General features: G+C 59.9%; 24 protein-coding genes and 2 tRNA genes. 20 read left to right on the top strand and 6 right to left on the bottom strand.

Annotated features, from left to right (window positions below; all coding sequences use genetic code 11):
• Window positions 1-7: 7 nt before the first annotated feature.
• The 3 genes from QP968_RS09255 (at window position 8) to QP968_RS09245 (ending at window position 2,502) form a co-directional block, all read left to right on the top strand.
• Window positions 8-622 carry a mycothiol-dependent nitroreductase Rv2466c family protein gene (locus tag QP968_RS09255; RefSeq protein ID WP_284856117.1) on the top strand — a complete coding sequence of 205 codons (615 nt, stop codon included), beginning with the start codon at window positions 8-10 and terminating at the stop codon, window positions 620-622.
• Between the two features lie 52 nt (window positions 623-674).
• A complete protein-coding gene (locus QP968_RS09250) occupies window positions 675-1,163 on the top strand; it encodes a ribose-5-phosphate isomerase (protein ID WP_076599626.1) in 489 nt (162 codons plus the stop codon).
• A 529-nt stretch (window positions 1,164-1,692) separates the two neighbouring features.
• Window positions 1,693-2,502 (top strand): hypothetical protein, encoded by an 810-nt coding sequence (locus QP968_RS09245; RefSeq protein WP_284856116.1) that lies wholly within the window; start codon window positions 1,693-1,695, stop codon window positions 2,500-2,502.
• Here the strand turns inward: QP968_RS09245 and QP968_RS09240 are convergent, their stop codons facing one another.
• The 4 genes from QP968_RS09240 to QP968_RS09225 form a co-directional block, all read right to left on the bottom strand.
• Complete coding sequence (locus tag QP968_RS09240; RefSeq protein WP_284856115.1) at window positions 2,503-3,522, bottom strand: acyl-CoA thioester hydrolase/BAAT C-terminal domain-containing protein; 1,020 nt, start codon at window positions 3,520-3,522, stop codon at window positions 2,503-2,505.
• A gap of 34 nt (window positions 3,523-3,556) precedes the next feature.
• Window positions 3,557-4,336, bottom strand: coding sequence for an enoyl-CoA hydratase-related protein (locus QP968_RS09235; protein ID WP_284856114.1), 780 nt, complete (start codon window positions 4,334-4,336; stop codon window positions 3,557-3,559).
• An 11-nt stretch (window positions 4,337-4,347) separates the two neighbouring features.
• Window positions 4,348-5,331 carry an NAD(P)H-dependent flavin oxidoreductase gene (locus QP968_RS09230; protein ID WP_284856113.1) on the bottom strand — a complete coding sequence of 328 codons (984 nt, stop codon included), beginning with the start codon at window positions 5,329-5,331 and terminating at the stop codon, window positions 4,348-4,350.
• An 86-nt stretch (window positions 5,332-5,417) separates the two neighbouring features.
• Window positions 5,418-6,200, bottom strand: a complete 783-nt coding sequence (locus QP968_RS09225; RefSeq protein ID WP_284856112.1) for a DUF1542 domain-containing protein — start codon at window positions 6,198-6,200, stop codon at window positions 5,418-5,420.
• A gap of 117 nt (window positions 6,201-6,317) precedes the next feature.
• On the opposite strand from QP968_RS09225, the gene QP968_RS09220 reads away from it, so the two are divergent.
• The 6 genes from QP968_RS09220 to QP968_RS09195 all read left to right on the top strand — a co-directional run bounded on the left by QP968_RS09220 (window position 6,318) and on the right by QP968_RS09195 (window position 10,098).
• Window positions 6,318-6,392 (top strand) — tRNA-Gly (locus QP968_RS09220).
• Between the two features lie 196 nt (window positions 6,393-6,588).
• Window positions 6,589-6,978, top strand: a complete 390-nt coding sequence (locus QP968_RS09215; RefSeq protein WP_284856111.1) for a helix-turn-helix transcriptional regulator — start codon at window positions 6,589-6,591, stop codon at window positions 6,976-6,978.
• Window positions 6,979-7,152: 174 nt separating this feature from the next.
• A tRNA-Pro gene (locus QP968_RS09210) sits at window positions 7,153-7,226 on the top strand.
• 70 nt (window positions 7,227-7,296) lie between these two features.
• Window positions 7,297-8,637, top strand: coding sequence for a trigger factor (gene tig / locus QP968_RS09205; RefSeq protein ID WP_284856110.1), 1,341 nt, complete (start codon window positions 7,297-7,299; stop codon window positions 8,635-8,637).
• Between the two features lie 228 nt (window positions 8,638-8,865).
• Window positions 8,866-9,447 (top strand): ATP-dependent Clp protease proteolytic subunit, encoded by a 582-nt coding sequence (locus QP968_RS09200; protein WP_284856109.1) that lies wholly within the window; start codon window positions 8,866-8,868, stop codon window positions 9,445-9,447.
• Between the two features lie 30 nt (window positions 9,448-9,477).
• Window positions 9,478-10,098, top strand: a complete 621-nt coding sequence (locus tag QP968_RS09195; RefSeq protein ID WP_284856108.1) for an ATP-dependent Clp protease proteolytic subunit — start codon at window positions 9,478-9,480, stop codon at window positions 10,096-10,098.
• A gap of 72 nt (window positions 10,099-10,170) precedes the next feature.
• Here the strand turns inward: QP968_RS09195 and QP968_RS09190 are convergent, their stop codons facing one another.
• A complete protein-coding gene (locus QP968_RS09190; protein WP_284856107.1) occupies window positions 10,171-10,626 on the bottom strand; it encodes a hypothetical protein in 456 nt (151 codons plus the stop codon).
• Between the two features lie 213 nt (window positions 10,627-10,839).
• Here QP968_RS09190 and clpX point away from each other — a divergent pair, with 213 nt between their 5' ends.
• Both clpX and QP968_RS09180 read left to right on the top strand, forming a co-directional pair.
• Window positions 10,840-12,111 (top strand): ATP-dependent Clp protease ATP-binding subunit ClpX, encoded by a 1,272-nt coding sequence (clpX, locus tag QP968_RS09185; RefSeq protein ID WP_284856106.1) that lies wholly within the window; start codon window positions 10,840-10,842, stop codon window positions 12,109-12,111.
• 120 nt (window positions 12,112-12,231) lie between these two features.
• Window positions 12,232-13,188, top strand: a complete 957-nt coding sequence (locus QP968_RS09180; RefSeq protein WP_284856105.1) for a hypothetical protein — start codon at window positions 12,232-12,234, stop codon at window positions 13,186-13,188.
• A 58-nt stretch (window positions 13,189-13,246) separates the two neighbouring features.
• Here QP968_RS09180 and QP968_RS09175 read toward each other — a convergent pair whose 3' ends face one another.
• The gene (locus QP968_RS09175; protein WP_284856104.1) at window positions 13,247-14,101 is read right to left on the bottom strand and encodes a TetR/AcrR family transcriptional regulator; all 855 of its coding nucleotides are present in this window, start codon (window positions 14,099-14,101) and stop codon (window positions 13,247-13,249) included.
• A gap of 288 nt (window positions 14,102-14,389) precedes the next feature.
• On the opposite strand from QP968_RS09175, the gene QP968_RS09170 reads away from it, so the two are divergent.
• The 9 genes from QP968_RS09170 (at window position 14,390) to QP968_RS09130 (ending at window position 26,476) form a co-directional block, all read left to right on the top strand.
• On the top strand, window positions 14,390-15,373 hold the full coding sequence (locus tag QP968_RS09170) for a malate dehydrogenase (protein WP_284856103.1): 984 nt from the start codon (window positions 14,390-14,392) through the stop codon (window positions 15,371-15,373).
• Between the two features lie 56 nt (window positions 15,374-15,429).
• Window positions 15,430-18,210, top strand: a complete 2,781-nt coding sequence (locus QP968_RS09165) for a valine--tRNA ligase (protein WP_284856102.1) — start codon at window positions 15,430-15,432, stop codon at window positions 18,208-18,210.
• On the top strand, window positions 18,210-19,745 hold the full coding sequence (locus QP968_RS09160; RefSeq protein ID WP_284856101.1) for a bifunctional folylpolyglutamate synthase/dihydrofolate synthase: 1,536 nt from the start codon (window positions 18,210-18,212) through the stop codon (window positions 19,743-19,745). Before QP968_RS09165 ends, QP968_RS09160 begins: the two co-directional genes overlap by 1 nt.
• A 12-nt stretch (window positions 19,746-19,757) precedes the next feature.
• On the top strand, window positions 19,758-20,357 hold the full coding sequence (locus QP968_RS09155; RefSeq protein ID WP_284856100.1) for a hypothetical protein: 600 nt from the start codon (window positions 19,758-19,760) through the stop codon (window positions 20,355-20,357).
• On the top strand, window positions 20,354-21,226 hold the full coding sequence (locus QP968_RS09150; protein WP_284856099.1) for an ATP-grasp domain-containing protein: 873 nt from the start codon (window positions 20,354-20,356) through the stop codon (window positions 21,224-21,226). Before QP968_RS09155 ends, QP968_RS09150 begins: the two co-directional genes overlap by 4 nt.
• On the top strand, window positions 21,227-22,525 hold the full coding sequence (locus QP968_RS09145; RefSeq protein ID WP_284856098.1) for a hypothetical protein: 1,299 nt from the start codon (window positions 21,227-21,229) through the stop codon (window positions 22,523-22,525).
• Window positions 22,526-22,572: 47 nt separating this feature from the next.
• The gene (locus QP968_RS09140) at window positions 22,573-22,998 is read left to right on the top strand and encodes a DUF4233 domain-containing protein (RefSeq protein ID WP_284856097.1); all 426 of its coding nucleotides are present in this window, start codon (window positions 22,573-22,575) and stop codon (window positions 22,996-22,998) included.
• Window positions 22,999-23,113: 115 nt separating this feature from the next.
• Window positions 23,114-24,265, top strand: a complete 1,152-nt coding sequence (locus QP968_RS09135; protein WP_284856096.1) for an acetyl-CoA C-acyltransferase — start codon at window positions 23,114-23,116, stop codon at window positions 24,263-24,265.
• A 3-nt stretch (window positions 24,266-24,268) separates the two neighbouring features.
• Window positions 24,269-26,476, top strand: coding sequence for a 3-hydroxyacyl-CoA dehydrogenase/enoyl-CoA hydratase family protein (locus tag QP968_RS09130; RefSeq protein WP_284856095.1), 2,208 nt, complete (start codon window positions 24,269-24,271; stop codon window positions 26,474-26,476).
• Window positions 26,477-26,773: the final 297 nt, after the last annotated feature.

The following is a 26,773-nucleotide window of genomic DNA, read 5'->3' as shown; positions in this document are numbered from 1 at the left end:
TGGCACCATGACTCAAAAAGTAACCTTCTGGTTCGACGTATCCTGCCCCTTCTGCTGGCTGACCTCCCGCTGGGTCAAAGAAGTGGAAAAAGTCCGCGACATCAGCGTCGACTGGGTGCCCATGTCGCTCTCCGTGCTTAACGACGGCCGCGACCTCCCCACCGACTACTCCTCCATGATGGAAGCCAACTGGGGCCCCGCCCGCGTCTTCGCCAAAGTGAAAGCCGAGGCGCCCGACAAAATCGACGAGCTCTACACCGCCATGGGCACCCTCATCCACCCCGGCGGCGAAGGTGGCAAAAAGGGCTTTGGCGCCTACGATGCTGTGATTGCCCAGGCCCTTGACCAGGTCGGCCTGGATGCTTCCTTCGCTTCTGTGGCCAACTCGGACTCCTTTGATTCCAAGCTGCGCGAGTACCACCAATCCGCCATGGACGAAGTCGGCGACGACGTAGGAACCCCCGTAATCAAACTCGGTGACAACGCCTTCTTCGGGCCCGTGATCACCCGCGTGCCTGAAGGCGAGGAGGCTGGCGCCATCTTCGACCACGCCGTCGGCCTCACCTCCTACCCCTACTTCTTCGAGCTCAAGCGCTCCCGCACTGAGGACCCGCAGGTCTAACCAGGTTGGGCTCTGGTGTTTTGGCCGCTGGTTTTCCCGTAGGCTAGGCACCATGCGTATTTACCTTGGAGCAGACCACGCCGGATTCGAGCGGAAAAACCAGATCGCAGAGCACCTCAAGGCCAAGGGCTTCGAGGTCATCGACTGCGGCGCCCACGAGTACGACGCCGCCGACGACTACCCAGCCTTCTGCATCGCTGCAGCTGAGAAGACCGTCGCCGACCCAGAGTCCCTCGGCCTCGTCCTCGGCGGTTCCGGCAACGGTGAGCAGATCGCCGCGAACAAGGTGAAGGGCGCACGCTGCGCTCTCGCCTGGTCCGTTGAGACCGCGCAGCTCGCCCGCGAGCACAACAACGCCCAGCTCATCGGCATCGGTGGCCGCATGCACTCGCTGGAGGAGACCCTGGCTATCGTCGATGCTTTCGTTGGCATCGGCCCCGACCACCAGGTGGAGGAGCGCCACCAGCGCCGCATTGACATCCTCGCCCGCTACGAGGAGACCGGCGAGACCGAGGAAATCCCGGCGCCGAAGACGCTCTAGTTTCCTTCTGGCCTTCGCCTTTAATCCCAGCCCGCTCCTCCGAGCGGGTTTTCGCTTTCCCTTGGCCGCGGCCTTCCCTCGCCACCGCCTTCCGCGCCGCCGCTCTTTCAAAGCCGCGCCCTTTCGCAGCTCGGTTAGTCCCGTCCGCATTCGCCGCTGCAAAAGCCCAGGTGGGATGTGGCTGGTGTGGTGTGAAACGTCAGCGGGACTAACTTGCTCTGTGGGGAAGCCGCGGGGAGCGGCTTTTCGCTTTTCGACGGGCTCGTCCCCGCAGTCGTTCGGCAGCGGCGCTGCCCTTCAACCCTTGTTCTAAGGCCGGGTTAGTCCCGTCCGAAATCGCCGCGGCAAAAGTCCAGGTCGGCTGTGGCTGGTGTGGTGTGAAGCTGCGACGGGACTAACTCGCCCCGGAGAGTGACGTGGGAGGCGGGCGTAGGAGGGTGCAGTGCAGGAGCAGGGGAGGGCGCGATGCACACTAGAGTGGACAATTTTCCCTCGCGCAACCGCCGCGGATGAGGAACCATTGGAAGGCATGAGGGGGAACTACAGAAAGCAGCAGGGGTTGAGCTTGGGGGAGATCAGGGAAGTCGCAGCCAGGTTTCCTCGTGCGGCGGTGACGGGGCCAGCGGCCGCGATCGTGATGGGGCTGCCCACCCTGGGGTGGGTGGAGGCGGTGGACCTGCGGTATCTGTCGGGGGCGAAGCCGGGAAAGCAACCGAAGGACCCGCGGGTGGTGTATCGCGGTGGGAGCATGAGGCAGGACCTCGTGCAAGAGCGCAATGGCGTTCGAACTGCGCACCCGATCCAGGTGCTCTTCGACATTTACCGCTATTACGGCCGATTGGATGCACTGGTGCCGATCGAGCATCTGCGTTACCACTGCCAAGTCACTCAGGAGGCGCTGATGGGTTCGGCCAAGAGCGTGCTGCCCAGGGCTAATGGGATTCGGGGGTTTGAGGGGTTGGTGGGGTGGAGTGCGGGGACGTCGCAAAGCGCGCTTGAGACGATTGGGCGCGACACGGTGCTGAGGGCGGAGATCCCGGAGGCACACACCTTTGAGTTTCAGGTGGAGGTCGTCTTCGAGGACATTTTTGCGCAGCAGCGTTTTGCGTCCGTGGACATGATGATTAATGGGTGGCTTGCCGTTGAGTTTGATGGGCGGATCAAGTCTGATGGCACTTACGGCGATGGGGTGACGGTGTTGCTTAACCAGCTTGATCGCCAGCATGAGATCCAGGCCCTCGGGTTTAGTGTGGTGCGCGCCGGGTGGCGTGATGTGGTGAGTGGGAAGCTCGTGAGAGATCTTCGCCGTATGCTCCGTGCGCGCCGCGAAGCTGCGTGATTACCCGTGCCATTCCGCGAGGCGCTCGTGCAGGGTTTTCTCTGAAGCCTCGTGGGCGGCGCGGTTTCCTTCCGCGGTTCCGCCGAGCATGATGTGCCAACCGTTCGGTAGCTTTTCGGCATCAGGGAAAAATACGTGCCCAGCGTCGGGGTAGACGTGCGCTTCAATGTTCGAGCCTTGCTCGGCGAGTGCACGCGCGGCAACGTCGGCTTGCCACATCTGGTCGGCGTCGCCAGCGAAGAGTAGGACGTTGCCGTCGAAATCAGACAGGTCGATCCGCGCGCCAGCGTCAGCGTTGGCCGCGGCGCTCTCATAGGTTGCGCGGTAGGAGACCGGGTAGCTCGTGGCCATGTCCCAGAACATCTTTGCCCCAGAACTTATCGACGCCTTCCTAAACGACGCATACTCCACCACCTCACCCTTATCTATGAACGAGGGGAAGTCCTTACCGCCGGTGAAGTCGAGGCCACTGTAGGAATAGTGGCCTGGCGTGTAGGCGACGACATTGTCCACGGGGTAGCCGTGTGCCGCGAGTAGTTCAGCGAACTCCGCGCCTTTGGAGGTACCGATGACGGTCACGGGGGAGGCGTCTTCAACGTGTTCGTCGATGTAGGTGGTGACCTCGTCGAACTGTTCCAGTGGGACGTTGGCGAGGGTGGGTTTCTGGTTCGGTTGGCCGAAGAAGAAGAGGCTTAGGACTTCGTAGCCGGCGTCGAAAAGCTGCTTGGCGCGACTGTAATCCGGAGAGCCTTCCGAACCCCCGTAGATGACCACGACGCCGCTGTGCTTCTTGTCGGCTGGGCGGAAATGAAAGCCGTTCAAGTAGTCGCCCTCGATGGCGGTGATGTGCTCCGAGGTCTCGTAGGAGGATTTGTCGGAGCTCATTCCTCCGGGCATGGAATGCGTGATTGGGTACTTGTTCCCGTTGTAGGCGCGCAGAGCGATGACCACGAGCGCCAGTACGAGGATGGCTGCTAGTCCCCAGAGGAGGATCTTTCCGATGATCTTGAGGGCTTTCATGGGGGTGCTCCGTGCGGTCCTTAAAAATAGAATACTAGAACTTCGGTGGGCGCCGCTCCAAGAATGCGGCCACACCTTCTTTGTGCTCCGCGCTTTGGGTGAGCAGCGTCTGCTCGCGGGCTTCCTCGGCTAGGCTGAGCGGCAGCTGGGGCAAAGCGACCCGGTTGACGGCGCGTTTAGTCTGGGCGACGGCGCCGCGCGGGGACAGTTGGAACTCCTCGGCCCAGTTGAGTGCGAGGTCGAGGGCGGGGCCTTCCGTGACCTCGGTCACGAGGCCCATCTGCGCTGCATCAACGGCAGGGATCCGCTCTTGTCGCAAGACCAGCTGCATGGCCCGGTGACGTCCAACGGATGCGGCCAGGGTGGCCACCGCGCCACCGTCCGGCATGAGGCCGATCCGGCCGAAGGGCAGAGTGATGAACGCGGACTGGCCAGCGACGATAAGGTCACAGGCGCACGCCAGTGAGGCGCCGATGCCAGCGATGGCGCCTTCAGCTGCCGCGATGACGGGCACGTCCGCGCGGGTGATGGCGTAGATAACGTGCTCGATACCGCCGAGGGAGTGCGAGGCAGCCTCTGCGGAATTCTCACTCAGGAAGGCCTGCAGGTCCATGCCGGAGCAGAACGCGGACTCGTCGCCGGTGATGATTACACAGCGGATGTCCGGGTTTGCGTTGGCAGCATTGACTGCGTCGCCGATCGCCCAGTAGGAGTCCGGCTCCAGGGCGTTGCGCTTGGCGGGGTTGGAAATGCGAACGATTTCCGTGGTGCCCCGCGTTTCGCTGGTGATATTGCCTTTGAGCTGGCGTGACATGGCAGGTGGCCTTACTTGGACACGAAGCCAGCGAGGCGGCCTTCGATGATTTCCACAGCGTCCGCCACGATCGTGTCGATGAGCTCCTGGCAGGACGGGATGTCGTTGATGATGCCCTGGACCGGACCCGCGGACCAGATACCAGCGTCCAAGTCGCCGGTCTCGTATACCTGCGCGCCACGCTTGCCAGCCACGAGGTCGCGGATCTCGGGGAAGGTTGCGCCAGCATTGAGCTTCTCGACGACCTCGTCACTCACCGCATTCTTCGCCACACGGGCGGTGTTGTTCAGGGTGCGCAGGATGAGGTTGGTGTCCAGCTCGGAGCGATCAACGATGGCCTGCTTGACGTTCTGGTGGACCGGGGCTTCCTGGGTGCAGAGGAAACGAGTGCCCATGTTGATGCCTTCGGCACCGAGGGAGAGGGCGGCGGCCATACCGCGGCCGTCTGCAATACCGCCGGAAGCGACGAACGGGATCTCCAGCTTGTCGGCTGCTGCCGGCAGGAGGATGAGGCCCGGGATGTCGTCCTCGCCGGGGTGGCCGGCGCACTCGAAGCCGTCGATGGAAAGGATGTCAACGCCCTTGCTCTGGGCGCTGATGGCGTGGCGGACAGAGGTGCACTTGTGGATGACAGTGACACCGGCGGCCTTCAGCCCCGGAACGAGCTGTGCCGGGTTTGCACCGGCAGTCTCTACAATCTTGATGCCCTTTTCGATGGCCACGCGGAGGTACTCCTCGTACGGCGGCGGCGTAATCGTCGGCAGAATGGTCAGGTTCACACCGAAGGGCTTGTCCGTCATCTCACGGCAGCGATCAATCTCCTTGCCCAGATCTTCCGGCGTCGGCTGGGTCAGTGAGGTGAGAATACCCAGACCGCCAGCGTTGGAAACTGCCGCTGCGAGCTCGGCCTTTCCAACCCACTGCATACCACCCTGGATGATCGGGTGCTCGATTCCGAGCATCTCATTAATGCGGGTATTGATCGTTGCTGCCATAGTCTTGCTCTCCTTCTAAGTGACTTCGTACGTGGCGATGTAATGAGAGCTACATTACACACCGAGCATGAGTGTTGCGTCCGTTACTAGAAAAAGTCGAAGTCGAATCCGTCGCCGCCGCCGAAGTCTCCGAAGCCCTCGAAGCCACCACCGTCAAGGTCTCCGCCGGCATCGCCCAGATCGCTACCGGCATCGCCTAGATCGCCAGTATCGCCCATGCCTCCAGCAGCGAACGCGTCTGCGCTGGGGGTGCCCGCCATGCCGGCGAACATAGCGGAGTAGAACATCATGGAACTCGCGGCCCACACGCCAGTCATTGCGGCAGGTGCCCACCAGGCGCTGGAGTACCAGCCGGCAGGAACAGGGCGACCAGCAACGGCGCCGCCGGGGTAGTAGTGCGGAGTCTGGGCACTGGCGTAAGGGGATGCCTGGATGGTCTGGCCGTCGAACTCTGCGGTACGCGGTTCGGTGACGCGGCCAGCCCGGCGCTGGGCTTCAAGCTCGGGAAGTTGTGGGCCGGGGGTGAGGCCAAGAATCTCACGCGCAGCGTTGACGTAATAGAGGCCCTCGAGGGCTGATTCGCGGGCGAGCTGCGCTTGGCGCACCGTGCGCGCCGAAGTCAGGGCGGAATGCGCTGCGTTATAGCGCTCCGATGCGTCCGCCATCGCCTGCGTCGACGCAGCATCGCTGCCGGAAATGGTGAGGACCTGGTGGCCGAGGCGATCGATCCACCTGCGGGCGTCCGCAAGCTCGTCGTCAAGCTTGGCCTCGTCGAGCTGCGCGCGCGAACTTTTATTTTGCGCACCTCCGATGACTTTGACGGCGCCGAAGAGAAGGACACCAATGCCTAGCAAGATAACGAGTTCCACGAGATCCCTTTTCTTCTTGATGGTCAACTGCTTTCCCAACGAATCGGGGCTGAAAAGAGTTCCTTTTTGAAGGGGGCCGTGTGGTGAGATATGCTTTTGAGCGCGCTTTGCGCAGCTGGGAATGTCGTATAGTGGCTAATACCTCAGCCTTCCAAGCTGAAGACGCGGGTTCGATTCCCGTCATTCCCTCCAGGTCAGGCCATGTTTTTGGCTGTTGTTCCGTGGTGGTCATGCAGGTTTGCATGCACCTGCTACCGGCAAAGAGTAACCCCCGCTAGTTCAGTGTGGTCTAGCGGGGGTTATGTGTTGTTGTCGGGTTGGTTAGCGGTCAAGGGGCGCGGACCCTTCAACCCTCAATCCTTATGGGGATGTACGTACTATTTAGGTCATGTCTGCATCGCCAAACACACGCCTGGGGAACCTTGTCCGCTCACAGCGCTCCATACTCGGAATGACACAAGAGGACTTGGCGGAAAAGATGGGCAAAAGTCGCCAGTGGGTCATCCAGATCGAAAAAGGTGTATGGAATAACGGCAAACAGCGCGTATCGCTCACGCCAGAAAACGCGGTCAAACTAGCTCTCATACTGGACGGAGACCCCCAAGAGCTCCTCATGGTGGGAGATGTACCGATTGAGAAATGGCCTGATCTTTCTCACTTCAAGTCGTTAGAGGACAACAGAAGACTCGTCGATATTACCGGCCTGACCTCCAAGCAGCAGGCGCTCATTGAGAGCCTTGTATACGAGCTTAAAACGGCGAACGAAGAGTGCAGCTGAGCATTTTTGAGCGGCGGGAGTTATTCGTTGCACCCCATTTTCCTGCGAGAAGATTCCTGGTTGTACGTGGTTAGAGAGAACTCGGCCCCCAATGAAACGGATGTTTTTAGGTCACGCTAGAATCGTTTCCCGTGAGCAAGCCGGTGCTTCATCGGTAGGCTTGCGGTCACCTTACGGGGCGTGGCGCAGTTTGGTAGCGCACCTGCTTTGGGAGCAGGGGGTCGCAGGTTCAAATCCTGTCGCCCCGACAAAGGGACGCCATCCGCGTCCCTTTTAATTCTTAGAACGATTACGCAATCTAGCCAGGAGAGAATTTCCGTGAAGACTTCTGTGGACAAGCTCAGCGACACTCGCGTGAAGCTGAACGTGACCGTGCCGTTTGAGGAGCTCGGCCCGGAAATTGACCAGGCATACGCGGCAATTGCTCAGCAGGTCAATATTCCAGGTTTCCGTCGTGGCAAGGCTCCTCGCCAGCTCATCGACGCGCGATTTGGCCGCGGCCCCATCCTCGAGCAGGTGGTCAATGACATGCTGCCGACGCGTTATGAGGCTGCCGTGACCGAACATGACCTGAAGGTTATTGGTCAGCCGGAGATTGACATCACCAAGATTGAGGACAATGACGTTGTGGAGTTCACCGCTGAGGTGGATATCCGTCCGGAGATTGAGGTGCCGGACTTCTCCAAGATCTCCGTTACTGTCCCGGCTCTGAAGGTTGATGACGAGGCAGTGGATGCTGAGTTGGATAACCTGCGTGCGCGTTTCGGTGAGCTGAAGGACACTCGTCGTAAGTTGAAGAAGGGTGACTTCGCTGTTCTTGACCTTGAAGCCACGATTGATGGTGAGAAGGTTGAGGAGGCCTCGACTGAGGGCATTTCTTACGAGATTGGTCGCGACGATCTGATCGAGGGTCTGGACAAGGCTGTGAAGGGCCTCAAGACCGGTGAGGATGCTGAGTTCACCTCTGAGATCCAGTACGGCGAGCACAAGGGCGAAGAGGCCACCATCAAGGTCACTGTCCAGCAGACCAAGGAGCGCAAGCTGCCGGAGCTGGATGAGGAATTCGTTCAGATGGCGTCTGAGTTCGACACTGTCGAGGAGCTGCGCGAGTCCACCAAGACTCAGCTTGAGGAGTCCAAGAAGGCGGAGCAGGCAGCAGCCATCCGTGATGAGGTGCTCAAGGCTGCGTTGGAGAATACCGAGTTCGAGCTGCCACAGGCAGTGGTGGATGAGCAGGTGCACAACCAGCTCCACCAGATCTTGGGCCAGCTGGCGCACGACGAGAACGCTTTCGCCCAGCTGCTTGAGGCGCAGGGCACTACTCGTGAGGAGTTTGAGAAGGAGTCCCGCGAGAACGCTGAGAGCTCCGTGCGCACCCAGCTGTTCCTCGACGCTGTTGCTGACCAGGAGGAGCCTGAGGTTTCCCAGCAGGAGCTGACGGACCACATCCTGTTCACCGCACAGTCTTACGGCATGGACCCGAACCAGTTCATCATGCAGCTGCAGCAGTCCGGCCAGGTTGCAAACCTGTTCGCCGACGTCCGTCGCGGCAAGGCTCTGGCCGCCGCTATTTCCCGTACCTCCGTCAAGGACGATGAGGGTAAGGACATTGACCCGAACGAGTACTTCGGTGAGCTCGATGAGGAAGACAACGCTTAAGGCAGCTGACGGGAGTTAGTCGCGTCAGCGCTTGCAAAATGCAACGACCCCGGATGGCCGGAGGAAACTCCCGCCCCGGGGTCGAATGTGTCAGTACAGGGGCTCGCGGTCTTTCGTGAGCCCCTGCACGCTGTCAGCGAACACGCACCACATGGCGGGAATCCGCGACTAGGGTGGGGCGTTATTACAAGAACAACGCACATGCATTGAGGATAAGGAGTACACCGCATGACTACGCCAGCAGCCGGTATGAATTTGGGTGACTCGGTTTACGAGCGCCTGCTGCGCGAGCGCATTATCTTCCTGGGCCAGGAAGTGGACGATGAGATTGCTAACAAGCTCTGCGCACAGATCTTGCTGCTTTCCGCGGAGGATCCGACGCGGGATATCTCGCTGTACATTAACTCCCCAGGTGGTTCTGTCACGGCGGGTATGGCTATTTATGACACGATGAAGTACTCCCCGTGCGACATTGCTACCTACGGCATGGGTCTTGCTGCATCGATGGGTCAGTTCCTGCTTTCCGGCGGCACCAAGGGTAAGCGTTTCGCGTTGCCGCATGCGCGGATTATGATGCACCAGCCGTCGGCAGGCGTGGGCGGTACTGCAGCTGACATTGCTATTCAGGCTGAGCAGTTTGCGCAGACAAAGGAAGAAATGGCGCGTCTGATTGCGGAGCACACGGGCCAGACTTTTGAGCAGATCACCAAGGACTCTGACCGTGACCGCTGGTTCACGGCGGAGCAGGCACGTGAGTACGGCATCGTCGACCACGTGATCTCCAGCGCCCAGGGCAGCATCAGCAACTAACCGGCAGACACAGAATTTAAGGAGAAAATAATGTCTTTCCAGATGCCTCACTCCCGTTACGTGCTGCCGAGCTTCATTGAGCAGTCCTCGTACGGCACGAAGGAAACGAACCCGTACTCGAAGCTGTTTGAGGAGCGCATTATCTTCCTGGGTACCCAGGTGGATGACACGTCGGCGAATGACATCATGGCGCAGCTGCTTGTCCTCGAGTCCCAGGACCCGGACCGTGATATCACCATGTACATCAACTCCCCGGGTGGTTCCTTCACCTCGTTGATGGCTATCTACGACACGATGCAGTACGTCCGCCCCGATGTGCAGACGGTGTGCCTGGGTCAGGCAGCGTCTGCTGCCGCGGTGATTCTGGCTGCCGGTGCGCCCGGCAAGCGCGCTGCTCTGCCGAACTCTCGTGTGCTCATTCACCAGCCGGCAACGGAGGGTACCCGCGGCCAGGTCTCTGATCTGGAGATCCAGGCGAAAGAGATTGAGCGTATGCGTCGTCTCATGGAGGAGACTCTCGCCCGCCACTCCGGCCGTACCCCTGAGCAGGTGCGTATTGACACGGACCGTGACAAGATTCTCACCGCCGAAGAGGCCGTTGAGTACGGCATCATTGACCAGGTGTTTGATTACCGCAAGCTCAACGCATAAACGCTCGAGCTTTCACAAAAGAAAAGGCCAAGCTGGTTGTAGCTTGGCCTTCTTGCTATCCGGCTGTGCGCGCTAGTCGCACTCAATCATGCGTTCAATGATCTGCGCGGGGAATCCTTGGCGTTTGGCTTCGTCGGTGTCGTAGCAGGCGAAGCCGGTGTAGGTGGTGCCTGATTTTTCGAAGGGCACCCAGTCGGTGCCGTCCCAGGAGAGGTATTGGACGTGGTCAGAGGCGTAGGTGCCGATGGATGCGTGTGTACCGTCGCAGTACATGGACACGAGTTCGCCTGGTTGACCTTGTTCGGATGGTTTCCAGTCACATGGGCCGGTGGCGGGGGTTTCTGGTTCGGAGGATTCTTCCTCTGACACCGTTTCAACAATGGTGCTCACCGTGGTGGAGGATTGTTCAGAGGTGCTGGGGGCTTGTGCAGTCAGTTCCGGTTCGGCGATGGAATCGGGCTCAGAGCACGCCGCTAGTGCTAGGGGGAGGGCAGTGGCGAGTGCAGCGGCGCGTAAGGTGCGGTGCATGGTCAAGGTTGCTCGCTAAAACTCGTGGGCTTCGTTCGCGCCCACCTTAGTGGATGTGGGGTCGTGGGAGCGGATACAGTTCGGAGTGAGCATTTTTGCTTATCGACGAGCCCCGTTTGCCCCGCCCACCCGCCACTTAGCGGGAATCTCGCGTGGGTGGGGTAGCGTTTATACAGTTAGAAATCCAGCAAGCGAGGGTTGAAGAGACACATAATGGCGGTTACGCAAGATAGCTCCGATCTGCTCAAGTGCTCCTTTTGTGGCAAGAGCCAAAAACAGGTGCGCAAGCTCATCGCCGGTGGCGGGGTGTACATCTGTGATGAGTGCATTGAGCTGTGTAACGAGATTATCGAGGAAGAACTCGCTGGCAGCCAGGCGCAGGAGCAGCATGATGAGGCGAAGCTGCCGCGTCCGTCGGAGATCACGGCGTTCTTGGACCAGTATGTGATTGGCCAGGATCAGGCTAAGCGCACGCTTGCTGTTGCTGTGTATAACCACTATAAGCGTGTCCGTACGGAGCTGGACGGCATTCGGAAGAACGACGAGGACGTGGAGATTGCTAAGTCCAACATCCTCCTGCTGGGTCCGACGGGTTCCGGTAAGACTTACTTGGCGCAGACCTTGGCGCGCATGCTGAATGTGCCTTTTGCCATTGCGGATGCGACCTCGTTGACGGAGGCCGGCTACGTGGGTGAGGATGTGGAGAATATCCTGCTCAAGCTGCTCCAGGCGGCTGATTTTGATGTGAATCGTGCGCAGAACGGGATCATCTATGTCGACGAGGTGGACAAGATTTCCCGGAAGTCGGAGAACCCGTCGATCACGCGTGATGTCTCTGGTGAGGGTGTGCAGCAGGCGCTGCTGAAGATCCTGGAAGGGACCGTGGCTTCTGTTCCGCCGCAGGGCGGGCGCAAACACCCGAACCAGGAATTCATTCAGCTAGACACCACCAACATCCTGTTTGTGGTTGCTGGCGCTTTTGATGGTCTGGATAAGGTCATTGCGGAGCGCGTGGGCAAGAAGGGCATTGGCTTCGGAGCGGAGATTGATTCAGCTTCGGAGCGTGATGCGGCGAACATGCTGTCGAAGGTGCAGCCGGAGGATCTGGTCAAGTTTGGTTTGATCCCAGAGTTCATTGGTCGTCTGCCGATTTTGGCGGCGGTGGAGAACCTGGATGAGGATTCCATGGTGAAGGTGCTCACGGAGCCGAAGAACTCTTTGGTGAAGCAGTACCAACGCCTGTTTGAGATGGATGGTGCGGAGCTCCGTTTCACGGATGCTGCGTTGCATGCGGTGGCGAAGAAGGCTGCTGAACGTGGAACTGGTGCCCGTGGTCTGCGGGCGATCATGGAAGAGACGCTCGTGCCCATCATGTATGACCTGCCGGACCGTGATGATGTCCGTGAAGTAGTCATTGGCAAGGCGGTTATTGATTCAGGGGCGAGCCCAGAATACGTTTTGCACGATACGAAGAAGTCGGCCTAGATCCTCTGGTGAGAGGCTCTCCCAGATTTTGTAGAAGCGCAGTTTGAGTCTGCGCTTCTTTTTTTAATTTTGGTGTGTTAACTTTCCGTTGAATGTTTTCCTGTGTCTGAAAGGACTCTCATGCCAACTATCAACATTCCTGGTGTCGGTGAGATCAGGCTCGAGCAGATTGCTGGTGCAGCCGTAGGCCTTCTTTCCATCCTTGCTCTCGTCCTCGGCCTCACCTTTGGGATGAAGGACGGAAATGGTTCTTCGAACCTCGGCACCGAAGAGACCACGGAGCCCTCTACCTCCGAGACAGCCACCCCGGAGGCTCCGGAGCCGACTCCGACGAAGGACACCCCGACTTCCGCCCCTACCACTACGACGCCGAAGCCGACACCGAAGCCGACGCCAACGAAGGATCCGGAGCCGACCGAGATGCCCACGTTGCCGTCTGGTCCGGTGGAGACTGAGACGACCACGCCGACGACCACCATGGCGCCACGCCCGACTCTGACGGAGCCGACCACTCCGCCGGAGGGCCCGTCCCGCCAGGAGCAGCTTGGTCTGACGAAGGTTCGGATTGGTATCAAGGAGCAGCGCTTCAACACGGAGCTGGTGGGGCGCAGCATTCAGAACCATTCGGTTCGTTTCGCCGGTGGTGGCCTGCCGGCTATTGCAAAGCAGGAGCTTGAGGCGCGGGACACCCTGGACTTCAGCCAGGCAGTGAAGCCGAACAAGGACCTCGCAGGCGTGGATATGCTCGCATACCAGGCTGATGAGAAGACGGTGGTGTACTTCTACCGCGTTGACCTTGGTGTTGGTACGGAGCACAAGGGCAACATCTTCAACCCGGAGACCGGTATGGGCGGTGACTGGTTGAATAACGTCCGCTGGGATATGCGCACGGCTCATGATGAGAACTACTACTACGTTGCCATCGCAACTCAGCTGCGCCCAGCGCCGAACCCAGAGGCAGGAAAGACCGCTGCAGAGTTCTCCAAGGCGCTTGCTGCTGACGTGTTACGCAAACTGGGGCTGACCTCCCTGGCTGGCTTCATTGACAAGATCCCTGTCAAGGAGATTGAGGGCTAAACAGCTCGTTTAACTCACCGCCGTGGCACGCACCTTTGGGTGCACACCGCGGCGGTTTTTATTCGCCGGAGGGTTCGAGGTCGTCGTCGTAAATGTCGTCGATAAGCGGCTCGGCGATGGAGGTGCCTGAGAGGTAGTCCTTCGTGTGGCCATCATCATCGGAGTGAATGGCACGCGGGGTGCCAGTGGTGTGGGTGAGGTAGGACTCGTAGCCCGAGTCGGGGATGTTGGATGTGAGGAATGTCAGCACGGCATCAATGGTGAGGCGCCGCATGCCTTCGGTGTTGGCGGGGCTGAGCAAGTTGATGGAGCTGAACTCGTCCATCGTGATGTGGTTGCTCGTGCGGAAGAAGGACAGGGAGGCGATGAGCACCACAACATCCGCAGCGCTGATGCCTGGGCGGAAGGCGCCAACGTCCTGCCCCATGAGCAGAAGGCGTTCCAGTTGAAGGATCACCTCGGACTCACCGCGTAGTGAGGTGGCTTCACCGGGAGTGAGCACCGGATCGAGGTTCTCCCGCAACAGCAGACGAATGGCCTCTGGGTTTTGCACCATGCCGTGATGAAGCGCATCGACGAAACGGCGGATGCCTTCCACGGGTGCGGCGTAGGAGCGCTCTAAGAAATCCTGTGGTGGGGAGAAGCTCCACGCGGCGTGGACGAGGCAACGGCGATAGAGCTCCTTCTTGTCCCCGAAGTGGTAGTGGAGCATGCGTTTAGACATGCCCACTTCCTTGGCTATCGCATCCAGCCTGGTGGCTGCATAGCCTTCCTGGGCAAAGTGAGACATGGCAACGGTGATAGCGCGATCGAGGTCAGCTTTGTTTGCGCCCTCGGCCGCGTCAGTGGGGGAGACTGGGCCCGTGGGTTCAATCCCGTCGGGGTGGCTGCCGCCTACACCAAGTTCCGTCACGTTCGTGTCCTTTGTCCGTGCAATGTCCGGTGGCTTTTCGTTCCGTGGTTTTTCTTCTGTGGTCTTGTGCTCAACCAATTCCACTTCTGTTCATCGTGCCTAACAGTGGGCCTATTTGTCGCTTGTACCGCGCAAGGTGGGGCACTGGATGGGGAAAAGCCCTAGAGTTTCGGGGGTAGCATGGAGCATGCAGATGGTCCGGATGCGCCTATTCGGGGGTATGCGGCTACGCACGGTCTCCGAAACGGCACACCATCACCCAACATTGCCCAACCTCTAGGAGGAGATATGACCACCACACCCAACAAGGTCAAAGTAACTGTCACCGGTGCTGCCGGCAACATCGCTTATTCGTTGCTGTGGCGCATCGGCGCAGGCGAAGTCTTCGGCCCTAACACCATTGTTGACTTGGCGTTGCTGGAGGTGCCAGCCCATGTGGCTAGCACCGAAGGTGTTGCCATGGAGTTGTCTGATTCCGCGCTGGAGCGCGTGGGCAACATCACGGTGACAGATGATGCGGCGAAGGCTTTTGATGGCGCGAACGCAGCGTTTCTCGTAGGTGCGAAGCCACGCGGTAAGGGTGAGTCCCGCGCTGACATGTTGCAGGCCAACGGCAAGATCTTCATTGGTCAGGGCCGCGCAATCAATGACCATGCGGCGGATGATGTGCGTGTTCTCGTGGTGGGTAATCCGGCGAATACGAATGCGTACATTGCTAACAAAGCGGCACCGGATGTGGCGGCGGAGCACTTCAACGCGCTGATGCGTCTGGACCACAATCGTGCGATTTCGATGCTGTCGCAGAAGCTGGGCAAGCACTCTAGCGAGTTTGAGAACATCGCGGTGTGGGGCAACCACTCGGACACCCAGTTCCCGGATATCGCGTATGCCACGGTGGATGGCCAGCCGGTGAAGGATCTGGTGGATGAGGCGTGGTACGTCGATGAGTTCATCCCGCGTGTGGCTAAGCGTGGTGCGGAGATCATTGAGGTCCGTGGACGTTCTTCCGCTGCATCCGCGGCGTCCGCAGCTGTTGATCACATGCGTGATTGGGTTGCTGGAACGGAAGGTAAGTGGGCGACGACGGCGGTGCCGTCGACAGGCAGCTACGGCGTCGACGAGGGCCTGGTCTTCGGCTTCCCGGCTATCGCCCGCGATGGTCGCTGGTCCGTTGTGGAAGGCCTGGAGCTGACTGATTTCCAGCGTGCACGCATCAACGCGAATGTGGAGGCCCTGCGCGAGGAGGCAGCGATCGCGGACCGCCTGTTCTAGGGCTTTTTGCTTATCGACGAGTCCCGGAAAACCAGCCCGCGTTAAACTATCTAACCGTGACTGACACTTCCGGGACTTTTAGCGCATTCAATGAGAGCCTCATCGGCGTCAACCGGGCAGATAGCCTGCCCAAGAGTTGGGAGCCGCAGGAGCTTGAACAGGGCATTTATGATGATTGGGTAGTCCGCGGTTACTTCACGGCGGACCCGTCGTCGGATAAGCCCGCGTACTCGATCGTGCTGCCGCCACCGAATGTGACCGGTCAGCTGCACATGGGCCATGCGCTGGACCACACCCTCATGGATTCGCTTGTGCGCCGTAAGCGCATGCAGGGCTATGAGGTCCTGTGGCTGCCGGGCATGGACCACGCCGGCATTGCCACGCAGACCAAGGTCGAGGCCATGCTCAAGGAGACAGAGGGCAAAGACCGCTACGACTACGGCCGTGAGGAATTCATTTCGCGCGTGTGGGAGTGGAAAGAAAAATACGGGGGCACGATCACGTCGCAGATGCGCGCGATTGGTGATTCCGTTGATTGGTCGCGGGAGCGTTTCACGCTCGATGATGGTCTGAACCGCGCTGTCGTGACCATCTTCAAGCAGCTTTTCGACGCAGGAATGATCTACCGCGATTACCGCCTGGTCAACTGGTCGCCAGTGTTGGAGACCGCGGTCTCCGACATCGAGGTCATGTACAAGGATGTGGAAGGCGAATTCGTCTCCATCCGCTACGGCTCGCTGAATGACGATGAACCACACCTGATCGTTGCCACCACCCGTGTGGAGACGATGCTTGGGGATGTGGCTATTGCCGTCCACCCGGATGATGAGCGCTACCAGCACCTCATCGGCGAGAAGTTCCCGCACCCCTTCCGTGATGATCTGATGCTTGAAGTCATCGCTGATGATTACGTGGATATGGAGCTGGGTACCGGCGCGGTGAAGATCACCCCAGCGCACGATCCGAATGACTATGAGATGGGCCTGCGCCACAACTTGGACATGCCGATCATCATGGACAAGACCGGCCACATTGCTAATACCGGTACCCAGTTTGATGGTCTGGATCGCTTCGAGGCCCGCGTGCGAGTTCGTGAAGAACTCGCACGGATGGGTCGAATCGTTAAGGAAGTGCGCCCGTACGTCCACTCCGTTGGCCACTCTGAGCGCACCGGCGAGCCGATCGAGCCGCGCTTGAGCCTGCAGTGGTTTGTCAAGGTGGATGAGCTTGCCCGCATGTCCGGTGACGCTGTCCGCAAGGGCGATACCGTTATCCACCCACAGTCCCTGGAAAAGCGCTACTTCGACTGGGTGGATAACATGCACGACTGGACCATTTCGCGCCAGCTGTGGTGGGGCCACCGGATTCCTATTTGGTACGGCCCGGAAGATGAAAACGGAGAGCGCGACATCATCTGCCTTGGCCCGGACGAGGAAGCACCGGCAGGTTACGAGCAGGACCCAGATGTTTTGGACACCTGGTTCTCCTCTGCCCTGTGGCCGTTCTCCACGATGGGCTGGCCAGACAAGACACCGGAGCTGGAGAAGTTCTACCCAACGACGGTGCTGGTCACCGCCTACGACATTCTCTTCTTCTGGGTTGCCCGCATGATGATGTTTGGCACCTTCGCCGGCACCGAGACGCCCGATGTCCTTGGTGCTGGCACAGATGGTGCGGACGGCCAGGGCCGTCCGCAGGTACCGTTTAAGAACATCTTCCTCCACGGCCTCGTCCGTGATGAGAAGGGGCGGAAGATGTCCAAGTCTTTGGGCAACGGCATCGACCCGATGGATTGGGTGCGCGACTATGGTGCGGACGCTTTGCGCTTCGCCCTGGCACGCGGTGCTAATCCTGGCATTGACCTGCCGATCGGCGATGATAACGCCGCATCTGCTCGTAACTTCGCCACCAAGCTGTACAACGCCACCAAGTTCGCGCTCATGAATGGTGCGGCGGTTGGGGCGTTGCCTGAGCGCAGCGCATTGACGGACGCGGACCGGTGGATTCTGGACAGGCTGGAGACGGTGCGGGGGCACGTCGATAAGCTTCTCGATGACTACCAGTTCTCCAAGGCCAACGAAGAGCTCTACCACTTCGCGTGGGATGAGCTGTGCGACTGGTACCTGGAGATTGCCAAGACCCAGATTCCGCGCGATGCCGCTGAAGCGACACCCGAGGAGCAGGAGCGTGGCCGTACCACCCAGATCGTGCTTGGTCGCGTGCTTGATGTGGTCCTGCGCCTGCTCCACCCGACCATGCCGTTTGTCACCGAGGTGCTGTGGAAGGCGCTGACGGAGAAGGACTCCCTGTGCCTGGCGCCGTGGCCGACTGCTGAGGACACCAATGGTGGGGCAGATGTGGATGAGACAGCGCAGCGCCGCATCGAGGATGCCGTGAAGCTCATCACCGAGCTGCGTCGCTTCCGCTCTGACCAGGGTGTGAAGCCCTCCCAGAAGGTTCCGGCCCAGATTGATTTCGCTGCGGCTGATCTGGCTGGCCAGGAGGACATGGTTCGCTCCATCGCGAAGGTGGAGGCGCCGGGTGCTGACTTCACGGCGTCGGCAAGCGTCGAGATGCGTCTAAGTACCGTCACCCTGGACGTGGCGCTGGATACCTCCGGCACCGTGGACATTGCGGCGGAACGCAAGCGCCTGGAGAAGGAACTCGCGGCAGCCCAGAAGGAACTGGACACCACTGGCAAGCAGCTCGGCAACGAGAACTTCCTGGCCAATGCTCCTGCTGAAGTGGTGGAGAAGATCAAGGCCCGCCAGCAGATTGCGCAGGAGGAAGCCGAGCGCCTCACCGCCCGCCTTGAAGGGCTGCCGGAGGCGAAGTAGTGGGTAACCTGCCTAATGAAGGCGAAGATCAGCGCCTCACCGAGTTCGGTCCTTTGGAGATGACCTCCACCGGATTCACGTTGCATCTCGACGGAAGCGGCACGCCCACCAACGCTGAGGAGGATGGGGGAGAGGAACCCGCCGTAGCACCTGCGGAGGGGGCTCACCCAGACTTCGCCGATGTGGTCGCGTTGTTTGATGCGCGGGCTGGTGCCCGCGACCCCAACCCGAGCCTCGATCGGGTGGAAATGTTGCTTGATTACCTCGGGTCCCCTGAGGAATCATTCGCAGCCATCCACGTTGCAGGATCCAACGGTAAAACGTCCGTGGCACGCATGACGGAGTCCCTGCTTCGTTCCTTCAACCGGCGCACCGGCCTTTTCACTTCGCCGGAGCTTGAGCGGATCACGGAATGTATTGAGATCGATGGTGAGGAGATCTCCGAAACCCGCTTCGTAGAAACGTGGCGCGACATCGAACCGTATGTGGACATGGTGGACGCACATTTCGTGTCGCAGGGACAGGCCCCGATGAGCCGGTTCGAGCTGCTCGTGGGCATGGCATGCGCCGCGTTTGCCGACGCGCCGGTGGAGGTTGCCGTCTTCGAAGTGGGCATGGGTGGCACGTGGGATGCCACGAATGTGGTTGATGCTGAGGTGGCGGTGATCACCCCAATTGGTTTTGATCACACGGACTTCCTCGGGGACACGCTGCCGGAGATCGCTGGGCACAAAGCCGGCATCATCAAACCACGTGACCCGATGGGCTCTGGGCCCGCAGAGAATATTGCAATTGTGGCTGAGCAAGACCCAGAGGCGCTGCACGTCATTCTGGAACGCACGGTGGAAACAAACTCCGCTGTTGCCCGCCAAGGTACGGAATTCAACGTCGCTGAATCGCTTTTGGCAGTTGGTGGCCAACAGCTGCGATTGAAAGGGCTCAGCGGGGAGTACAGCGACATCTTCTTGCCGGTGTCCGGTCCCCACCAAGCAGCCAATGCGTCACTCGCGCTTGCTGCTGTCGAGGCGTTCTTCGGCGCAACGGCGGATTCCCAGTTGGATCACGCTGCTGTGTGCGCCGGGTTTGAGCAAGTGAGGATTCCAGGGCGCGTTGAGCGCGTGCATTCGGAGCCCACAGTGCTTATCGACGCCGCCCATAACCCCCACGGCGCCCGCAGCCTCGCCCACACCCTGAAGCGCGATTTCAACTTCGCCTCGGTTATCGCGGTGATCTCCGTGTTCGCCGACAAGGACATCCGGGCTTTCCTCACGGAATTAGAACCGGTGGTCAGCGAGGTCGTGCTCACCCGCAACAGCTCCTCGCGGGCAGCCGATCCGTTTGATGTTGTGGACATTGCCTATGAGATTTTTGGTGATGATCGGGTCAGGGTGGAAGAGCATTTCGGGGCCGCGATTGAGCTGAGTATGGAACTGGCAGAAGAACACAGTGAGGACGGCGCCGGAGTGGTTGTGACTGGTTCGGTGGCAACAGCTGGGCAAGCCCGCGCGTACTTCGCCACACACCACAAGAAGTAGGGGGGATAAAGCATGGGTTCTCATCAGCTCATTGAGGGGCAGTTTCCGGTTCTCGTGACTGCACCGCACGCGGTTGCGCATGAACGTGACGGGAAGATGAGATTTGCTGAGCCAGCCACAGCATGGTTAGCGCAGCAGCTTGCCGAACGATGTGGTGCGACTGCTCTGATCAAGACGGATGAAGACACGGTGGATCCGAATGCTGATGAATCCAGTCCTTTCCGGGATCAGGCTGTTGCGCTGGTCGCTGAAACTGGCATTCGCGCCGGGATAGACCTGCACCAAATGAGCTCGGAGCGGGAAGATCAGATCATTCTGGGCACAGGTAGGGGGAGGAATATTCATCGCTTGTGGGGGTTCCGCGATATCGTCGTCACCGAATTCAATGCGGTGGGCATCCCCGTGCTTGTCGACGAAATCTTCCCCGCCATGGGCGAATACCGCGTCTCCTCGGACGTGTCTCGGCGGACTGGCATTCCATACGTGCAAATTGAGATCAACAGCGCTCTGGTGGGGGACTCCCAGCGCGAGGTCGTGTGCCAGGCCCTTGAAAAGATCGTGTCCCGCCTGCCCGCCGAGCTCCCACGCGAAGCGAACGAGGAGGAGCGGTGAAGCGGGGATGGCTGATCACCAACGAGTGGTTGGAGTGGGACAAGTTTGAGCTCCAGTTCGACCATCTCCTCGCCGCTGCGGAGGGGGTCCTCGATCTTTCCCGCGTTTCTACCGACTGGGTTGTGTCCCACCTTGACGGTGACCTCCCGGACGTCGCACTGGTGATGGACAAGGACGTCGCAGCCGTCGCACAACTGGAAGCGCTCGGTGTCCGGACTGTGAACACTGCTAAAGCGATTGCATTGTGCGATAACAAGGCGTACACCCATGCGGCCTTGACCCGCGCGGGTATCGCGCATCCGGCCACTATCACTGCGCCTTTGGCATACCGGGCGCTTTCGGCCCAAGAGTGGGAAAACAGTGACTTCGTTGCTGCTGTCGAGTCGCAGCTGGGGTATCCGGCAGTGGCGAAACACGCGGTTGGATCGTGGGGGAGTGGCGTTTTTGTGGTGCACAACCGCTCTGATCTCGTGCGCGTGGTGATGGAGGCGTATCCGGCACCGGTGATCGTCGAAAAGTTTATTGCGGAATCCGCGGGGCGCGACATGCGACTGTACATGGTGGAGCACGAGGCTGTCGCTGGGATGCGTCGCTTTGGTTCGGACGGGGACTTCCGTGCGAACATCACGGGAGGCGGGAAGGCGGAGCCGTGGGACCCTCCCGCCGAGCACGTGGATGTTGCCCGCCGAGCAATGGATGCACTGGGCCTGGATATCGCGGCTGTTGATTTCCTGGAGCCTGCGTCCGGGCAACCCCTCGTTGGGGAGGTCAATTCAAACGCGCAGTTTGTCACATTGGCTAAAGCGACGGGGGTTGATGTGGCAAGCCATGTCATCGACTACCTTGTGCGCGTGGCCGAGGAGAAGTAAATGTACCTGCCTGAACGCCACCTTCAACTCAGCTCCAAGAAATTAGAATTTGGGCGCTATCCACTTGATGCCATCGTCATTGAAGCGGACTGGGAAGGGTGGGAAGGTCTCAGGGACTATCACCCAGCGCTGTTGAACGATACGCAGGTAGTACGGCTGGTGAAGGGGCCAGTAGGCAGTGGTGCGCAGGCCGGAAAACGCGTGCGGGATGTGTCCCGTAGCTTGACTTCGGGGGAACTGGAGAAACTCACTCCACTACAAGCAGAGGTGTTCACGCGCTACGGGGTCCAGGGTGCAGACATTGTTCGTGGACGTACGGTGCAGATCGCACCGGAAGCGTTCGCCCGCCTCCCCAAAGCTGATCACTACCGGGTCACATGTCCCGCAACGAAATGCTCGTTCATTGTGTCGCGGAAGGAGATTTCAACCTATCCGGAAGGCAGTGAGCCTGAAGGGACCATCAAACTCTCCCGGTACCAGCGCATTCTTCTGCGGTTGTACCCGCCACTTGATTTTGAGGAGCTCCTTCATGGCACTCTGACGCCTGAGGCTGTAAAGGTCATCGACGGTTACTACACCGCTGAAGATGGTGGGTGGCCGCGCGTGCGGTCGGACGGTTTGCTCTACCCAGAGATGCAGACGATTATGCGGGCGTTGAAACAGGCTCATTTCTTCACCATTTGCATCACTCCACTTGTCCAGGAACCAGAGTCTTCGCTTTTTGCGGGAGCAAAGACTCGTGGCAAACGCTTTGCCAGGCTTCGTCGCATTTGGTACTGGGTGGCGCAAAAGTATGTGGGTTCACGGGACCACATGCTGCGGGTTGTGCGTCCGTATGACATCGATGAATCCCGCGCAGCGGTACGTCTGTCACCTGATTCGATGACATCGTTGGGGATTGAGGAGACGGACTTGGTGCGAATCCGCTACGGCAAACATTCAATCATTGCGCGGGCGATGGCGATTACGGACGAAGACAGATTTCGTATGAATTCCTATATCAGCCAGGCAGAAACCCTTGACGCAGTGATTGGCATACCGGTCGGATTACGCACAAAACTCGGGGTTCCCGGCATCAACGAGTCCGTGAGAGTGGACCGCGATGTGAATTACCTCCTGCAGAAGACTCTCAACATCTATGTCCTCTCAGCTTTAGCTTGGTTGCTCACGCTTTTGCAGGTGGTCCCGTCCATGGGGATCAGTATGTGGTGGACTGCGGTTGCCTTCATTCTTGCCCTCCCCCTGATCGTTTTTGCAGCGGCCGCCCCGAAACGGGCTCAGGTGAGAGATGCGGAGTGAACTTCAGCACCAACCCCGGATACGATGGCCCCATGTCAAGGGAAAAAATGAAGCCTGGAGTTGAAATGGGCCCGCTGGGCCCCGGTGCCGCCCCCGTCAAAGATCCGATTAAGGGACTCAGTGGTGTGTTGGCGGGCACGTTGGTGATGGAATCCATCACCATCCTGCTGTGCCTCACCGTGATCTTGAAGATTAACGACGGCGAATTGTGGACCACCTTCAACTGGGTCTTCATCACCGTGATGGGGCTCGTGCACTTCTTCGTGGCTTTCATCCAGCGTCGCCCGTGGGCGCTATGGCTTGATCTTGCGCTGCAAGTCCCACTCATCATTCCGGGGTTCTTCATCCACTGGTCTGTCGGTGCAGTGGGCGTGATGTTCGGCATCGTGTGGTTCCTCATCGTGAAAATGCGCGCAGACATTTTGGAACGCCAGCGCCGTGGCCTGCTGGTCACGCAGCACTTGGGTGCGTAACTCGGAGCTGGGCAGGCACCTAGCTGAAGAAAAGTGATTGAGGTTCGATACTCCAGTGTGATCTTCCCTATAATTGTGGCGATGTGTAATCCAGCACAATTTATAAAGGAGATCCATGTCTGAGCCGATTTACATTACCCAGGCCAAGCGCACCCCGATTGGCACGTTCGGCGGTTCGCTGTCCCGCATGGCCACCATTGACCTTGGCACCCACCTTGCCAAGGCTGTCATCGAATCTTCCGGCGTTTCCGCCGACCAGTTTGATTCTGCTGTGTGGGCCAACGTTGTCACCACCATCCCGCGCGACAACTACACCTCCCGCGCTGTGTCGCTCGAGGCCGGTATGCCGCAGAGCTCCCACGCATACGGCGTGAACCGCCTGTGTGGCTCCGGTGTTCAGGCCATCATTTCCGCTGCACAGCAGCTGATCACGGGTGATGCGAAGCTCTCCATCGCTGGTGGCGTGGAGGTCATGTCTCAGGCGCCGTACTCCGTCGATGGCATGCGTCAGGGCCGCAAGATGGGAGACGGTCGTCTGATTGACTGGCTGACCGGTGCACTGACGGACCCAATGGGCAACGGCGGCATGGGCATCACCGCAGAGAACATCGCTGAGAAGTTCGGCATTTCCCGCGAGCGCCAGGACGAGTATGCGCTGCAGTCCCAGGAGCGTGCTGCTGCCGCGATTGCTAACGGCGAGTTCGCCGACCAGATTGTTCCGGTTGGCGAGTTCACCACCGATGAGCACCCGCGCCAGACCACGCTGGAGAAGCTCGCCGGCCTGCGCCCGACCTTTAAGAAGGACGGCACCGTCACCGCTGGTAACGCGTCCGGTATTAATGACGCGGCGGCGGCCACCGTCATGACCACTGAGTCCGGCTTGAAGGAGTTCGGCCTGGAGCCACTGGCCAAAGTTGTCTCTTGGGGCCTCGCTGGCTGCGACCCAGCAACGATGGGCCTTGGCCCGGTTGCCGCTGTGCCGAAGGCACTGGCAAAGGCTGGCCTGGACCTGAAGGACATCAAGCTGATTGAGTCCAATGAGGCGTTCGCTGCGCAGTGCATCGCTGTTGCTGACCAGCTCGGCTTCGATAATGAGAAGACCAACATCCAGGGTGGCGCTATCGCACTCGGCCATCCAATCGGCGCCACCGGCGTCATTTTGACCACCAAGCTCATCCACCAGCTGAAGAACGCTGGTGGTGGCTACGGCCTGGTCACCGCTTGCATCGGTGGCGGCCAGGGCATCGCACTCGTTCTGGAGGTTTAAAACATGGCAGTAAATGACATCAAGACCGCAGCTGTTCTCGGTGCTGGCTCCATGGGTGCTGGCATCGCCGCGCACATGGCCAACGCTGGCATCAAGGTTCACCTCCTTGACCTGCCGGTGGAGGGTGCTGAAGGCGATGAGCGTAATGCTCGCGCCCAGAACGGCATTGACACCCAGATCAAGCGCTACGGTTTCCAGCGCCCCGAGTACGCCAAGCTGGTCACCCCGGGTAACACCGAGGACCACCTGGATCGTCTCGGCGAGGTGGACTGGATCGTTGAAGCTGTCTTCGAGGACATCAACGTCAAGCGCGACACCTTTGCCAAGGTTGACGCACACCGCAAGCCGGGCACCCCAGTGTCGTCGAACACCTCCACCATCCCGCTCGAGGTTCTGCTCGGCGAGGCATCGGATGAGTTCAAGCGCGACTTCTCCATCACCCACTTCTTCAACCCGCCGCGCGTGATGCGCTTGGTGGAGTACGTTGAGGGCCCAGACACCTCCGCTGAGGTCAACGAGAAGATGCACCACGTGCTGGAGCGTCAGATGGGCAAGGTGGTGGTGGATTGCCGCGATACCCCGGGCTTCATTGCTAACCGCATTGGTAACTTCTGGATGGCCGCTGGTGCCAAGACCGCCTTTGATCAGGGCATCAAGCCAGAGCAGGCAGACGTCGCCTTCGGCCGCCCGTTCGGCGTTCCGCGCACCGGTATCTTCGGCCTCTTCGACTACGTGGGCATCCAGCTCGTCCCGGGCATTTGGGGCTCCCTGTTGAAGGCCCTGCCCCAGTCGGATGCGTACCACGACTACAACATCGTGGAGCGCGATGAGTTCAAGACCCTGCTGGACAAGGGCTTCACCGGCCGTACCGCCGAGTCCGGCTTCTTCCGTGGTCGCGATGAGGTCTACGACTTTGCTGCAGGCGATTACCGCCCGAAGGAGTCCTTCACTGTGCCGAAGGACGCCAAGGAGCTCATGGAGTCCGGCACGCCTGAGGGCGACTACGCGAAGGAAGTCTTCAAGGTCTTCATCAAGTACTGCTGCGATACCGCACCGGAAATCGCAGACTCCGTCGACCAGATCGACATCGCCATGCAGCTCGGCTACGGCTGGAAGCAGGGCCCATTCCAGCTCGCTGATTCCATCGGGTTGGACTATGTTGCATCGCTTTTCGACGATGTCCCGGCCCTCCTCGCCTCCGCCCAGACCGCCGGTGGCTTCTATGCCGACGGCAAGGTGCTGGGTACCGACGGTAAACTGACTGACCTGCCGGCCCGCGAAGGCGTCATTCGCGTCGCTGACCTGGTCGCTGGTGCTGAGGAGATCGCTGGCAACGCTGACGTTTCGGTATACAAGCTCACCGATGGTGATTACGCCGGCTTCGGTGTCTTCGTGTACAAGACCCCGATGAACTCCAATTCCAACAATGTCACTGAGCTGCTCACTCACGCTGGTGAGTGGGACATCAAGGGCCTTGTCATTGCCAACGATGAGGAGCGTGCCTTCTCCGCCGGCGCTGACCTGGGCACCCTGGCCAAGCTCTCCGGCCCGGAGGGTGACAACGAGGAGCTGGCCCGCACCATCAAGCAGGGCATCGACGGTTTCCGCGCACTGCGCGGCGCCCCGTACCCAGTCGTTGGCGCTGTCCGTGGCGTTGCCCTCGGTGGCGGCATGGAGATCCTCCTGCACACCGACGCTTCCGTCATCCACGCGGAAACCCGCGTTGGCTTCCCGGAGCGCAACGTTGGCCTGTTCCCGGCATGGTCCGGCCCGGTGCGCCTGCTGGAGCGCCTGGTGGACCTGGGTGTGCCGAACCCGCACAAGGTTGCTTTCGACGCACTGCTGGGCACCGTGAAGCCGGTCCCGGCCATCAACATCGACTTCTGGCGCAAGGATGACCAGCTCATCCAGTCTCCGGACCACGTTGTTGAAGGCGCACTGGACCTGGTGAAGAAGCTCGCCGAGGGCTACTCCGCCCCCGCTGAGGCACAGCTGCCGCTGACCACTGAGACCCTTGAGTACACCGAAGGCTCCGACACCGACAAGGCGATCGGCGAGGCTCTCGCCTCCGTCTACGCCGGTGAAGGCACTGCGGACGAGGACGAGCTTGGCCGCCGTCAGGTTGAGGCTGCAGCCAAGGTCCTGGCGCGTCAGGAAAACCACGACCGTGCAGTGGCCATGGCCACCACGCGTCGCCCGCTGAACAACTAACGTTCAACGATTAAGGCCGGCTCCGAGTTTTCGGGCGCCGGCTTTTCGTTTCGTGGTCGCAAAGATGGTCTCGCGTGCTTAGGATTATTTGCGAAAGCTAGGGATGAAACAGGGCCCAGAGCGTCAACCGTTAAGAGCCCCACCTCAGAGTGGGGCTCTTAATCGTCTCCCCATTAAGCGTCAAAAGTTGTTCCCAATTACTCTCTGCGGGATTTAACTTTTTTGCTGGTTTGGGAACTCGTCCTGTTCCCGCTGGTGAAGGCTATGTTCCGTACTCTCCGGTGCGCGCTACCGCGC

Origin of the sequence: Corynebacterium sp. MSK041, assembly GCF_030232265.1 — a bacterium.
Taxonomy (GTDB): Bacteria; Actinomycetota; Actinomycetes; order Mycobacteriales; family Mycobacteriaceae; genus Corynebacterium.
This window is presented reverse-complemented; position numbering and strand designations above follow the sequence as displayed.

Bases quoted from the DNA above. Each gene is read 5' to 3' on its own strand.
- QP968_RS09145 (WP_284856098.1), top strand. From the start codon at position 21,227: ATGTACCTGCCTGAACGCCACCTTCAACTCAGCTCCAAGAAATTAGAA.
- QP968_RS09140 (WP_284856097.1), top strand. From the start codon at position 22,573: ATGAAGCCTGGAGTTGAAATGGGCCCGCTGGGCCCCGGTGCCGCCCCC.
- QP968_RS09200 (WP_284856109.1), top strand. From the start codon at position 8,866: ATGACTACGCCAGCAGCCGGTATGAATTTGGGTGACTCGGTTTACGAG.
- QP968_RS09255 (WP_284856117.1), top strand. From the start codon at position 8: ATGACTCAAAAAGTAACCTTCTGGTTCGACGTATCCTGCCCCTTCTGC.
- QP968_RS09250 (WP_076599626.1), top strand. From the start codon at position 675: ATGCGTATTTACCTTGGAGCAGACCACGCCGGATTCGAGCGGAAAAAC.
- QP968_RS09230 (WP_284856113.1), bottom strand. From the start codon at position 5,331: ATGGCAGCAACGATCAATACCCGCATTAATGAGATGCTCGGAATCGAG.
- QP968_RS09170 (WP_284856103.1), top strand. From the start codon at position 14,390: ATGACCACCACACCCAACAAGGTCAAAGTAACTGTCACCGGTGCTGCC.
- QP968_RS09245 (WP_284856116.1), top strand. From the start codon at position 1,693: ATGAGGGGGAACTACAGAAAGCAGCAGGGGTTGAGCTTGGGGGAGATC.
- QP968_RS09135 (WP_284856096.1), top strand. From the start codon at position 23,114: ATGTCTGAGCCGATTTACATTACCCAGGCCAAGCGCACCCCGATTGGC.
- QP968_RS09235 (WP_284856114.1), bottom strand. From the start codon at position 4,336: ATGTCACGCCAGCTCAAAGGCAATATCACCAGCGAAACGCGGGGCACC.
- QP968_RS09180 (WP_284856105.1), top strand. From the start codon at position 12,232: ATGCCAACTATCAACATTCCTGGTGTCGGTGAGATCAGGCTCGAGCAG.
- QP968_RS09240 (WP_284856115.1), bottom strand. From the start codon at position 3,522: ATGAAAGCCCTCAAGATCATCGGAAAGATCCTCCTCTGGGGACTAGCA.
- QP968_RS09190 (WP_284856107.1), bottom strand. From the start codon at position 10,626: ATGCACCGCACCTTACGCGCCGCTGCACTCGCCACTGCCCTCCCCCTA.
- QP968_RS09155 (WP_284856100.1), top strand. From the start codon at position 19,758: ATGGGTTCTCATCAGCTCATTGAGGGGCAGTTTCCGGTTCTCGTGACT.
- QP968_RS09195 (WP_284856108.1), top strand. From the start codon at position 9,478: ATGTCTTTCCAGATGCCTCACTCCCGTTACGTGCTGCCGAGCTTCATT.
- clpX (WP_284856106.1), top strand. From the start codon at position 10,840: ATGGCGGTTACGCAAGATAGCTCCGATCTGCTCAAGTGCTCCTTTTGT.
- QP968_RS09130 (WP_284856095.1), top strand. From the start codon at position 24,269: ATGGCAGTAAATGACATCAAGACCGCAGCTGTTCTCGGTGCTGGCTCC.
- QP968_RS09215 (WP_284856111.1), top strand. From the start codon at position 6,589: ATGTCTGCATCGCCAAACACACGCCTGGGGAACCTTGTCCGCTCACAG.